This window comes from Pseudomonas sp. Z3-6, from assembly GCF_051131985.1.
Taxonomy (GTDB): Bacteria; Pseudomonadota; Gammaproteobacteria; order Pseudomonadales; family Pseudomonadaceae; genus Aquipseudomonas; species Aquipseudomonas zanjanensis.
The window spans coordinates 5,143,185-5,155,408 of record NZ_CP071644.1; the positions used below are offsets into that span (position 1 = coordinate 5,143,185).

The window sequence follows — 12,224 nt, forward strand, 5'->3', positions numbered from 1 at the left end:
AATTCCGGCACAACACTCGACAACGGTCTGGAGCACAACGGATGGAAACTGACCCGGCAACGCCATGCCAGTCCCGCTCGCAGTGTCCCCACACTGCCTGTCAGCGCGCTCGCCACTCCCCCAAACGGCCCCGCAAGCGGGCCGCGCACTGGCTGTGTAACTGGCTGACCCGAGATTCGCTGACCCCCAGGACCTCACCGATTTCCTTGAGGTTCAGCTCTTCGTCGTAGTACAGCGCCAAGACCAGTCGCTCACGTTCCGGCAAATTGGCAATCGCATCCGCCAGCGCACTCTGGAAACGTTCATCTTCCAGGTCACGCGACGGCTCCATGTGAGCACTCGCGTTATCCTCATGCAGCCCTTCGTGCTCGCCGTCCTGCAAGAGGTCGTCGAAGCTGAACAGGCGACTGCCCAAGGTATCGTTCAAAATCCCGTAATAATCATCGAGACTCAACTGGAGTTCGGCCGCAACCTCGTGATCTTTAGCGTCACGCCCAGTTTTAGCTTCGATTGCCCGAATCGCGTCACTGACCATGCGGGTATTGCGGTGCACCGAACGCGGCGCCCAATCGCCCTTGCGGACTTCATCGAGCATCGCCCCACGAATGCGAATACCGGCATAGGTCTCGAAACTGGCGCCCTTGCTGGCGTCGTATTTGTTCGACACTTCAAGCAGGCCGATCATGCCGGCCTGGATCAAATCCTCGACCTGGACACTGGCCGGCAACCGCGCCAGCAAGTGATAGGCGATACGCTTGACCAGTGGCGCATAACGCTCGATCAATTCGTATTGGGCGTCCCGTGCCGATTTTTTGTAGAGATGGTTGTAACCGCTGGCTGTCATAACACGGGCCCTGCTGTTTGTTGCACAAGACGCTCGACGAAAAACTCCAGATGCCCGCGGGGGTTGGCCGGCAGCGGCCAGGTATCGACCTTTTGGGCGATCGCCTTGAACGCCAGCGCGCATTTGGAACGTGGAAAGGCTTCATAAACGGCACGTTGCTTCTGGACGGCCTTGCGCACGCTTTCGTCGTAAGGCACTGCACCGACGTATTGTAGGGCGACGTCCAGGAAGCGATCGGTGACCTTCGTCAACTTGGCGAACAGGTTGCGTCCTTCCTGCGGGCTCTGGGCCATGTTGGCCAGGACGCGGAAGCGGTTCATGCCATAGTCGCGGTTAAGCAGTTTGATCAGGGCATAGGCGTCGGTGATGGACGTCGGTTCGTCGCAGACCACCAGCAGCACTTCCTGGGCGGCGCGCACGAAACTGACGACCGAGTCGCCGATGCCGGCCGCGGTATCGATTACCAGCACATCGAGGTTATCGCCGATGTCGCTGAACGCCTGGATCAGGCCCGCGTGCTGCGCCGGGGTCAGGTGAACCATGCTCTGGGTGCCGGAGGCAGCCGGCACGATGCGAATCCCGCCCGGCCCCTGCAACAGCACGTCGCGCAGTTCGCAACGGCCTTCGATCACGTCCGCCAGGGTGCGTTTGGGGGTAAGCCCCAGCAACACGTCGACGTTCGCCAGGCCCAGGTCGGCGTCCAGCAGCATGACCCGTCGGCCAAGCTCTGCCAGAGCCAGGGACAAGTTCACTGACACGTTAGTCTTCCCGACGCCACCTTTGCCGCCGGTCACCGCGATCACCTGTACGGGATGCATGCTGCCCATGTTCGTTCTTTACCTTGTCTTCTTAGACGGAGGCCACATTACTGGCTGCGCGTTCGCATACGGAACAATGCATGGCAGACCATCGATGTAGGTACAAAAAATATTCATGATTACCTCAGCCGACCTGCTTGGTCGGGCTGTGGTAGATGTCAGCGAACATGTCAGCCATGGCTTCTTCGCTGGGTTCTTCCTGCATTTGCACACTCACGGCACGACTGACCAGTTGATGACGGCGCGGCAGATGCAAATCATCCGGGATCCGCGGCCCGTCGGTCAGGTAGGCCACCGGCAGTTCATGACCGATCGCCAGGCTCAACACCTCGCCCAGGCTTGCCGTTTCGTCCAGCTTAGTCAGGATGCAGCCGGCCAGCCCGCAGCGTTTGTAGCTGTGGTATGCGGCGGTTAGAACCTGTTTCTGGCTGGTGGTTGCCAACACGAGATAATTTTTTGACTTGATACCGCGTCCGGCCAGGCTTTCGAGCTGCATGCGCAGGGCCGGATCGCTGGCTTGCAGGCCGGCGGTATCGATCAGCACGACGCGTTTGCGCAGCAGCGGTTCCAGCGCCTGGGCCAGGGATTGGCCCGGATCCACATGGGTCACCGACACATTGAGGATCCGGCCCAGGGTCTTGAGTTGTTCCTGGGCACCGATGCGGAAACTGTCCATGCTTACCAGGGCGATGCTCTGGGCGCCGTACTTGAGTACATAACGGGCGGCGAGCTTGGCCAGGGTGGTGGTCTTGCCCATGCCGGCAGGACCGACCATGGCAATGACCCCGCCCTCTTCCAGCGGCTCGACTTCCGGCGTGGCAATCATGCGTGCCAGGTGCGCCAGCAGCATGCGCCAGGCCTGGCGCGGCTCTTCGATACCATTGATCAGCGCCAGCAGGTCGCGGGACAACGGGCCGGACAGGCCGATGCGTTGCAGGCGACGCCACAGGTTGGCCTGGGCCGGACGGCTGCCTTGCAGCTGGTTCCAGGCCAGGGAGCCGAGCTGGACTTCCATCAGCTCGCGCAGGCTGTTGAGTTCGAAGCGCATCGAGTCCAGGGCGCGCGGGTCAAGCCCACGGGCTGGCGCGGCAGGTGCCGGCTCTGGACGACGCGGTTCGGCCTGGACCTGTTCCATCAGCGGTTCGGCGGCGGTCAACGGCAGGCCGGCGGTCAGCGGCTGACCGGCGAACAATTGACGATTGGTGCCCGGCGCGCCTTCGCCTTCGCTGCTGCGCAGGCTCAGTTCGGCCTGGGCGCTGGCGATGCGCGATTGAGTCTTGCGCAGCTCATCTTCAAGTTCCATGTTCGGAACCCGTGGCGCCAGCGCCGACAATTTGTAATCCAGGGCCGCCGTCAGCTCGACACCGCCGGCGATACGACGGTTGCCAATGATGGCTGCTTCAGCGCCCAGCTCGTCACGAACCAGTTTCATGGCCTGACGCATGTCTGCGGCGAAAAAACGCTTCACTTGCATAAACCACTACCTCAGCCGTTGGGCCCTACTGTCGCAACGATGGTCACTTGCTTGTTGTCCGGTATTTCCTGGTACGCCAGCACATGCAGCCCCGGGACCGCGAGGCGTCCGAATCGCGAGAGCATCGCGCGAATCGGACCGGCCACCAGCAGGATCACCGGTTGGCCTTGCATCTCTTGCCGCTGGGCTGCCTCGATCAGCGAACGCTGCAGCTTCTCGGCCATGCTTGGCTCCAGCAGAACACCCTCTTCCGAGCCTTGTCCTGCCTTCTGCAGACTATTGAGCAATATCTGTTCCAACCTTGGCTCCAAGGTGATAACAGGCAGCTCAGACTCAGTGCCTACAATGCTTTGGACGATTGCACGGGATACGCCGACCCGAACCGCGGCCACCAGGGCGGCGGTATCTTGACTCTTGGACGCGTTGTTGGCGATGGCTTCGGCAATACTGCGTATGTCGCGCACAGGCACTTGCTCGGCCAACAACGCTTGCAGGACCTTGAGCAACTGCGACAACGAAACCACGCCCGGCACCAACTCTTCAGCCAGCTTCGGCGAGCCTTTGGCCAGTACTTGCAGGAGTTGCTGGACTTCTTCGTGGCCAATCAGCTCGCTGGAGTGCTTGTACAGAATCTGGTTCAAGTGGGTCGCCACCACGGTACTGGCGTCCACCACGGTGTAGCCGAGGGACTGGGCCTGGGCCCGCTGGCTGATTTCGATCCACACCGCCTCCAGGCCAAAAGCCGGATCCTTGGCGGTGATGCCGTTGAGGCTGCCGTAGACCTGGCCAGGGTTGATCGCCAGCTCGCGGTCGGGGTAGATCTCGGCTTCGGCCAGGATCACGCCCATCAGTGTCAGGCGATAGGCGCTCGGCGCCAGGTCGAGGTTGTCGCGGATGTGCACAGTGGGCATCAGGAAGCCCAGGTCTTGGGAGAGCTTCTTGCGCACCCCCTTGATCCGCGCCAGCAACTGACCACCCTGGTTGCGGTCGACCAACGGAATCAGGCGATAACCGACTTCCAGGCCGATCATGTCGATGGGCGTCACGTCATCCCAGCCCAATTCCTTGGTTTCCATGGCGCGGGCCGGCGACGGCAGCAGTTCCTGCTGGCGCTTGACCTCTTGCAGGGCCTGGACTTTCTGCACGTTCTGCTTCTTCCAGAACAGGTAGGCACCGCCAGCCGCCAGGGCCGCCATGCTCAGGAAGGAAAAATGCGGCATGCCAGGCACCAGGCCCATCACCGCCATCAGGCCGGCGGCAACGGCCAGGGCCTTGGGCGAGGCGAACATTTGGCGACTGATCTGCTTGCCCATGTCTTCGGAGCCCGAAGCACGGGTCACCATGATCGCGGCGGCTGTGGATAACAGCAGTGATGGCAATTGCGCCACCAAACCGTCACCAATGGTCAACAAGGCGTAAACCTTGCCGGCATCGCCGAAGGTCATGCCGTGCTGAAAGATGCCGACGGCCATGCCGCCGATCAGGTTGATGAACAGAATCAACAGGCCGGCGATGGCGTCACCGCGCACGAATTTGCTGGCACCGTCCATGGAGCCGTAGAACTCGGCTTCCTGGGCCACTTCCAGGCGACGCAGCTTGGCCTGGCTCTGGTCGATCAGGCCGGCGTTGAGGTCGGCGTCGATCGCCATCTGCTTGCCGGGCATCGCATCGAGGGTGAAACGTGCGCTCACCTCGGAAATCCGCCCGGCGCCCTTGGTCACCACGACGAAGTTGATGATCATCAAGATCGCAAAAACCACGATACCGACCACGTAGTTACCGCCGATCACCACCTCACCGAAGGCCTGGATCACCTTACCGGCGGCGGCGTGGCCTTCTTGGCCATGAATCATCACCACCCGGGTGGACGCCACGTTCAGCGCCAGGCGCAACAGCGTGGCCACCAGCAGGATGGTCGGGAACACGGCGAAATCCAGCGGCCGCAGGGCGTAGACGCACACCAGCAGCACCACGATCGACAGGGCGATGTTGAACGTGAAGAACACGTCCAGCAGGAACGGCGGCACCGGCAGCATCATCATGGCGAGCATGACCAGCAGCAACAGCGGCACGCCCAGATTACCCCGGCTGAGGTCTACGACATTGCTGCGTGCAGAGCTGAGTAACTGAGAGCGATCCACCAAAATTCCCCGTTCCTGTGAAGCAAACTTTTGACGCCCGGAAGGGGCGCAGACGGGGTATTGCAAGAAGCCTTCCAACTTTTCTTGAAGACTGCAATAGAGCGGCTGACGCACATTCAACCCTGTGGGAGCGAGCCTGCTCGCGATTGCGATTTGTCAGTCAACATTTGCATGGACTGGATTACCGCATTCGCGAGCAGGCTCGCTCCACAGGGTCATGCTGTTCACCTAAGGCAAACGACGAACCTGTGGCGAGGGAGCTTGCTCCCGCTGGGTCGCGAAGCGGCCCCGAAACCAGCCGAATACGAAACATCAGGCACACCTGCGTTATGGCGGTCGCTGCGCAACCGAGCGGGAGCAAGCTCCCTCGCCACGGGGCCTGTCGCTTTCCAGGCAAACCTAACAGTTCTGCTAGTTTCCCCTCTGCATCCCAACCCCGATAATCCAACGGAGCCTCACCCGAACGGAGCATCGACCATGTCAGCCACGCGCCTCTGCACTTACCGCTATGACCCACTGGATCGCCTCACCAGCCACACCTTGATGACTCACGCGCCTGTCCAGCGGTTTTATTGCAAGTCTCGCCTGGCGACAGAAATCGAAGGAGCCATCAGCCGGTCAATTGTTCAACATGGCGATCAATTGCTGGCCCAGACCGAAACCCAAGGCAGCGCAAAGCAAGCGACACTGTTGGCGACCGATCAACAACGCTCGGTATTGCATGCCGTTTCCGCCAATGAAAGGCAGTCCCATGCCTATTCGCCTTATGGCAATCGAACTATCGACAACGGTTTGTTGAGCTTGCTCGGCTTCAATGGAGAGCGACCGGATCCGGTGACCGGGCATTATTTGCTGGGAAATGGTTATCGGGCGTTCAATCCGGTTTTGATGCGAATTAATAGTCCAGACAGTTTGAGCCCGTTTGGCGAGGGTGGATTGAATCCGTATGCATATTGCATCGGCGACCCTATCAATCGGAGAGACCCAACGGGACACGTCGGCGCTCCAGCTAGTCTGATGTCCCAGTATTTGAAGCAAACCGCGCTAAGGCGGGTCCAAAAGACCTGTTATCGATAAATAAACCGAGCTCGGCAAAAATCAAATCGGTTGTGGAAAAAACGGTTAAAGATCAGCTAACGTTAATCTCAGAAACCAAAACACTGCAAGCAGCACTCTCGGAAAAAATCCAAATCAGCTTCAGACCGACTCCAAATAAAAAAACGCTGCTGAAGCATATTTCTCACATCATCAAAACATTCCGTTCGACAATGAAGGAATACCGGCCCCCCAAAGCCCCTTCACTGAAATCGATGCTTCCGGAAAAAAAATTCTGAAGACGAATTTTTATGACGACGCAATAGTTTTTTCACGAGCAAGCCATCAAATCAGGAACCCCAGGCAGCAAAAACATGGCTTATCGCAATGAGATGTCTATAAAAACGGGCGAAACCATTGAAAGAAGAATTAGATATATCCGCAGGTATATTTTAGAGGCGGCTGATTACTAGCGCCGATAAGCACTCAAGTGTCACGCCGCAAATCCGGCGGGATCGGCAAATCCTTGAGCGGCTCAGGGCGCTTACCCTTGCCAGCGCGGTGCTGGCGGATCTGGTAGACGTAGGCCAATACCTGCGCAACAGCCAAATACAGCCCCCCAGGGATTTCCTGGTCGAGTTCGGTGGAGTAATAAATCGATCGCGCCAACGCCGGGGATTCGAGCAGCATCACTTCATTGGCCACGGCGATCTCACGGATCTTCAGTGCCAGGAAGTCACTGCCCTTGGCCAGCAACACGGGAGCGTTGCCTTTTTCGGGGTCGTACTTGAGGGCGACAGCGTAGTGCGTCGGGTTGGTGATGACCACATCGGCATCGGGGATTGCCGCCATCATCCGCCGCTGGGAGACCTCGCGCTGCAACTGGCGGATCCGTTGCTTGACCTCCGGTTTGCCTTCCTGATCCTTGTGTTCGTCGCGTATCTCCTGCTTGGTCATCATCAGCTTCTGCTTGCTCTGATAGAGCTGGATCGGCACATCGATCGCAGCAATCAGGATCAAGCCGCAGGCCATCCACAACGTGCTCCAGCCCACTAACTGCACGCTGTGGATAATGGCCTGTTCCAGCGGCTCATGGGCAATGCGCAGCAGGTCATCGATGTCAGCCTGCAAAACCGTCAACGCGACAAAAAGAACCAGGAAGAATTTTCCGAGGGCCTTGAGCAGCTCCATCAACGCATTGGTGGAAAACATCCGCTTCAGACCGCTGGCCGGGTTCATTCGGCTGAATTTCGGCGCAAGGCTTTTGCCGGCGAACAGCCAGCCACCCAAGGAAATAGGACCAATAATGGCGGCCAGCAGCAGAAATATCAGCACCGGCTGCACCGCCAGAATCGCGATCTTGCCGGAATGCAGCAAATATTGCCCCATCGCCTCCGGACTGAGCAGCACCTCACGAGGCAGGGAAAAATTAAGCCGCATGATTTCCAGCAGATCCAACGCCAGCCCCCCGCCGTAGATCAGCAACCCGCCCGCCCCGGCCAGCATCACCGCCAGCGTATTGAGCTCCTTGGATCGGGCGATCTCGCCCTTTTCACGGGATTCGCGCAGGCGCTTTTCCGTGGGGTCTTCTGTCTTGTCCTGACCACTCTCGCTCTCGGCCATGGTTCAGCGTGCCTGTGCCATGTCGCGCAGCAGCTGCAAGGCCTGGGTGGCCAGCGGCTGATACTGGTTGAGGATATCCCCCAGGCTGACCCAGAAAATCACCAGGCCCAGCACCAGGGTCAACGGGAAACCGATGGAGAAAATATTCAATTGCGGCGCCGCCCGGGTCATCACGCCAAACGCGATGTTGACCACCAGCAACGCCGTGATCGCCGGCAATACCAGCACCATCGCGGCGCCGAGGACCCAGCCGAGCTTGCCGGCGATGTCCCAGAAATGATTGACCAGCAATGCGCTGCCCACTGGCATGGTGGTAAAGCTCTCGGTCAAGACCTCGAACACCACCAGATGTCCGTTCATGGCGAGGAACAACAGGGTCACCAGCATCGTCAGGAACTGGCCGATCACCGCGGTGTTGACGCCGTTGGTGGGGTCGATCATGGACGCGAAGGCCATGCCCATCTGGATCGAAATGATTTGCCCGGCCACCACAAAGGCCTGGAAGAACAGTTGCAGCGAGAACCCCATCAAGGCACCGATGAGAATCTGCTCGGCCACCAGCATCAGCGCACTGAGGTCCAGGGCATTGACCGGCGGCATCGGTGGCAGCCCAGGTGCGATAACCACCGTGATCGCCAGGGCGAAGTACAAACGCACCCGAGTTGGCACCAGTGTCGTGCCGAAGATCGGCATGCTCATCAGCACCGCGGTGACGCGAAACAGCGGCAGAATGAACGATGCCACCCACGTGCTGATCTGGGTGTCCGTCAGCTCGAGCATCGACATGGGGTCAGCCGATCAACTGCGGAATACTGCCGTACAACTGCAGGATGTATTCCATGAAGGTCTGTACCATCCAGGGGCCGGCGACGATCAACGTCACCAGCATCACCAGCAGGCGCGGCAGGAAGCTCAAGGTCTGTTCGTTGATCTGGGTCGCAGCCTGGAACATCGCCACCAGCAAGCCCACCAGCAGGCTGGGGATCACCAGGATGGCAACCATCATAGTCGTCAGCCAGAGCGCTTCACGGAACAGGTCTACCGCTACTTCAGGCGTCATATTGTCCTACCCGTACAAGAGGCCTAAACACCGCCGAAACTGCCCGCCAGGGTACCGATGATCAGCGCCCAGCCATCCACCAATACGAACAGCATGATCTTGAACGGCAGGGAAATGATCAGCGGCGAGAGCATCATCATACCCATGGCCATCAGTACGCTGGCGACCACCAGGTCGATGATCAGGAACGGGATGAAAATCATGAAACCGATCTGGAACGCGGTCTTCAGCTCGGACGTCACGAACGCCGGCACCAGGATGGTCAGCGGTGCCTGGTCGGCACTCGGGATGTCGGTGCGCTTGGACAGGCGCATGAACAATTCCAAGTCACTGCTGCGAGTCTGGGCCAGCATGAAGTCCTTGATCGGCACCTGGGCCTTGGCTACGGCATCCTGGGCGCTGAGTTGTTCCGCCAGGTAAGGCTGCAGCGCATCCCGGTTCACCCGGTCGAACACGGGCGCCATGATGAACATGGTCAGGAACAGCGCCATGCCAGTGAGGATCTGGTTCGAGGGGGTCTGTTGCAGGCCCAGGGCCTGGCGCAGGATCGAAAAGACAATGATGATCCGGGTGAAGCTGGTCATCAGCATGACGAACGCCGGAATGAAACTCAGCGCGGTCATGATCAGCAGGATCTGCAGGCTGACCGAGTATTCCTGGGCCCCTTCGGCGTTGGTTCCCAGGGTGATCGCCGGGATCGACAGCGGGTCCGCGGCGAACGCCAACGGTGCGGCCAGCATCAGGGCCAATGCCAACAGAATGCGCAACGGCATTACTTTTTATCCTTCTGGTCTTTCCCCAGCAGCTCCATGAGGCGCTGGGCAAATTCGGGGCTGGCCGACTCGGTGGAGGGTACCTGTACCGGCTCCTTGAGGACGTGCAACGCAGTGATGGTGCCCGGGCTCAGGCCCAGCAGGATCTGCTCGTTGCCGACCTGCACCAGCACCAGCCGGTCGCGCGGCCCGAGCGCACGGGAACCGACGATGTCGATGACCTGGCCCTTGCCGGCCGGCCCCGCCTGTTGCACGCGCCGCAACAACCAGGCGAGAAAGAAGATCAAGCCCAGCACCAGCAGCAAGCCAAGCACCAGTTGCGCCAGTTGCCCGGCGATACCCGAGCCTGACGCCGGCGCAACGGCCGCCGTGGCAACCGGTTCGGCCGCCAGCACGCTCAAGGGCAGCATCGACGCTGCGGCGAGGAAACCTTTCACTCAGCGCAGCTTCTTGATGCGTTCGCTCGGGCTGATCACGTCCGTCAGGCGAATGCCGAACTTCTCGTTGACCACCACCACTTCGCCATGGGCGATCAAGGTGCCGTTGACCAGCACGTCGAGCGGCTCGCCGGCCAGGCGATCCAGCTCGATTACCGAGCCCTGGTTGAGCTGCAGCAGGTTGCGGATGTTGATATCGGTGCTGCCCACTTCCATGGAGATGGACACCGGAATGTCGAGGATCACGTCCAGGTTCGGCCCGTCCAGCGTCACCTGTTCGTTGCTCTTGGGCACGCTGCCAAACTCTTCCATCGGCAAGCGATTGGAGCCGTGGTTACCGCTATCGGCGGCCAGCAAGGCATCGATGTCAGCCTGCCCGGCATCGCCGGTTTCTTCCAGGGCCGCGGCCCATTCGTCGGCCAGCGCCTGGTCATCCTGGGTGTTCATATCGTTAGCCATCATTTGTCCTCGGCGGGCAAAAATCAGTTAGAAACGCAAACATAAAAATTCGACACCGCTCAGCGGCGTTCGATCGGCTCGATCACCTGCAACGCCAGGTTGCCTTTGTGAGAGCCCATCTTGACCTTGAAGGCCGGTACGCCATTGGCGCGCATGATCATTTCGTCGGGCATCTCGACCGGAATGATGTCACCCGGCTGCATGTGCAAGATGTCCCGCAGGCGCAGTTGGCGCCGGGCGACCGTCGCGCCGATCGGCACATCGACGTCGAGTACGTCCTGGCGCAAGGCGTTGATCCAGCGTTCGTCCTGGTCGTCGAGGTCCGACTGGAAACCGGCGTCGAGCATTTCCCGCACCGGCTCGATCATCGAATACGGCATGGTCACGTGCAGGTCGCCGCCACCGCCATCGAGTTCGATGTGGAAGGTCGAGACCACGATGGCTTCGCTCGGCCCGACGATGTTGGCCATGGCCGGGTTCACTTCCGAGTTGATGTACTCGAAGTTCACTTCCATGATCGCCTGCCAGGCTTCCTTCAAATCGATGAAGGCCTGCTCCAGCACCATGCGCACCACTCGCAGCTCGGTCGGGGTGAATTCGCGACCTTCGATCTTGGCGTGACGACCGTCGCCGCCGAAGAAGTTGTCCACCAGCTTGAACACCAGTTTGGCGTCGAGGATGAACAACGCAGTACCGCGCAACGGCTTGATCTTCACCAGGTTGAGGCTGGTGGGCACGTACAGCGAATGCACGTACTCGCCGAACTTCATCACCTGCACGCCACCCACGGCCACATCGGCCGAGCGGCGCAGCATGTTGAACATGCTGATGCGGGTGTACCGGGCGAAACGCTCGTTGATCATTTCCAGGGTCGGCATGCGTCCGCGAACGATGCGATCCTGGCTGGTCAGGTCGTAGCTTTTGACGCTGCCCGGTTCAGCAGCGTTTTCGGTCTGTACCAGACCGTCGTCGACACCATGCAACAGCGCATCGATTTCGTCCTGGGACAGCAGGTCCTGCACGGCCATGTCGTGTTCCTACTGCAATACGAAGTTAGTGAAGAGCAACTGTTCGATCACCACTTTGCCGAGCTCTTTCTGAGCCACTTCCTGCACGCTGGCCGTGGCTTTCTGGCGCAGCATTTCCTGGCCGACGGGGGTGGCCAGGGTGTCGAAACTCTGTCCGGAAAACAGCATCACCAGGTTATTGCGAATCAGCGGCATGTGGACCCGAAGCGCTTCCAGGTCAGCCTGGTTGCGCCCCTGCAACGTAATGCTGACCTGCATGTAGCGTTGGCGACCGTTCACGGTGTAGTTGGCCACGAAGGCCGGCGCCATCGGTTCGAAAATCGCCGGCTGCTTGCCCACTGGCGCGACTTCGGCCGCTGCCGCCGCCGGCTTGCTTTGAGCGCTGTGCATGAAATACCAGGTTGCCCCCACGGACACGCCGATCGCCAGGAGCAAACCCACCACGATCATGATGATCAGCTTGAGTTTGCCTTTGGTTGCAGGGTCTTTTACAGCTGCTGCTTCGCTCTTCGCCATGCCAATAATCCGTCAC

13 protein-coding genes are annotated in these 12,224 nt (G+C 59.8%); 1 reads left to right on the forward strand and 12 read right to left on the reverse strand.

What is annotated here, in order from left to right; genetic code table 11:
• Positions 1-100: 100 nt before the first annotated feature.
• The 4 genes from fliA to flhA form a co-directional block, all read right to left on the reverse strand.
• Complete coding sequence (gene fliA, locus J3P88_RS22225; protein WP_014337177.1) at positions 101-844, reverse strand: RNA polymerase sigma factor FliA; 744 nt, start codon at positions 842-844, stop codon at positions 101-103.
• Positions 841-1,671, reverse strand: a complete 831-nt coding sequence (fleN, locus tag J3P88_RS22230; RefSeq protein WP_003184001.1) for a flagellar synthesis regulator FleN — start codon at positions 1,669-1,671, stop codon at positions 841-843. Before fleN ends, fliA begins: the two co-directional genes overlap by 4 nt.
• A gap of 115 nt (positions 1,672-1,786) precedes the next feature.
• A complete protein-coding gene (gene flhF / locus J3P88_RS22235) occupies positions 1,787-3,136 on the reverse strand; it encodes a flagellar biosynthesis protein FlhF (protein ID WP_186704682.1) in 1,350 nt (449 codons plus the stop codon).
• Positions 3,137-3,147: 11 nt separating this feature from the next.
• A complete protein-coding gene (gene flhA / locus J3P88_RS22240) occupies positions 3,148-5,277 on the reverse strand; it encodes a flagellar biosynthesis protein FlhA (protein ID WP_186704681.1) in 2,130 nt (709 codons plus the stop codon).
• A gap of 477 nt (positions 5,278-5,754) precedes the next feature.
• Here flhA and J3P88_RS22245 point away from each other — a divergent pair, with 477 nt between their 5' ends.
• Positions 5,755-6,354: an RHS repeat-associated core domain-containing protein gene (locus tag J3P88_RS22245; RefSeq protein WP_434571655.1), complete on the forward strand. Its 600-nt coding sequence runs from the start codon at positions 5,755-5,757 to the stop codon at positions 6,352-6,354.
• A gap of 444 nt (positions 6,355-6,798) precedes the next feature.
• Here the strand turns inward: J3P88_RS22245 and flhB are convergent, their stop codons facing one another.
• From flhB to fliL, 8 genes are read right to left on the reverse strand one after another with little or no spacing between them, the layout of a single operon-like run.
• A complete protein-coding gene (gene flhB / locus J3P88_RS22250) occupies positions 6,799-7,935 on the reverse strand; it encodes a flagellar biosynthesis protein FlhB (RefSeq protein WP_434571657.1) in 1,137 nt (378 codons plus the stop codon).
• 3 nt (positions 7,936-7,938) lie between these two features.
• A complete protein-coding gene (fliR, locus tag J3P88_RS22255; protein WP_186704678.1) occupies positions 7,939-8,721 on the reverse strand; it encodes a flagellar biosynthetic protein FliR in 783 nt (260 codons plus the stop codon).
• A 4-nt stretch (positions 8,722-8,725) separates the two neighbouring features.
• Complete coding sequence (gene fliQ / locus J3P88_RS22260) at positions 8,726-8,995, reverse strand: flagellar biosynthesis protein FliQ (RefSeq protein ID WP_038858957.1); 270 nt, start codon at positions 8,993-8,995, stop codon at positions 8,726-8,728.
• A gap of 23 nt (positions 8,996-9,018) precedes the next feature.
• The gene (gene fliP, locus J3P88_RS22265; RefSeq protein ID WP_186704677.1) at positions 9,019-9,768 is read right to left on the reverse strand and encodes a flagellar type III secretion system pore protein FliP; all 750 of its coding nucleotides are present in this window, start codon (positions 9,766-9,768) and stop codon (positions 9,019-9,021) included.
• Positions 9,768-10,205, reverse strand: coding sequence for a flagellar biosynthetic protein FliO (fliO, locus tag J3P88_RS22270; RefSeq protein ID WP_434571660.1), 438 nt, complete (start codon positions 10,203-10,205; stop codon positions 9,768-9,770). The genes fliP and fliO overlap by 1 nt, the downstream gene beginning before the upstream one ends.
• Positions 10,206-10,664 carry a flagellar motor switch protein FliN gene (gene fliN, locus J3P88_RS22275; RefSeq protein ID WP_053120289.1) on the reverse strand — a complete coding sequence of 153 codons (459 nt, stop codon included), beginning with the start codon at positions 10,662-10,664 and terminating at the stop codon, positions 10,206-10,208.
• Between the two features lie 59 nt (positions 10,665-10,723).
• On the reverse strand, positions 10,724-11,692 hold the full coding sequence (fliM, locus tag J3P88_RS22280; protein ID WP_186704675.1) for a flagellar motor switch protein FliM: 969 nt from the start codon (positions 11,690-11,692) through the stop codon (positions 10,724-10,726).
• Between the two features lie 9 nt (positions 11,693-11,701).
• Positions 11,702-12,208, reverse strand: a complete 507-nt coding sequence (fliL, locus tag J3P88_RS22285; protein ID WP_186704674.1) for a flagellar basal body-associated protein FliL — start codon at positions 12,206-12,208, stop codon at positions 11,702-11,704.
• Between the last annotated feature and the right edge of the window lie 16 nt (positions 12,209-12,224).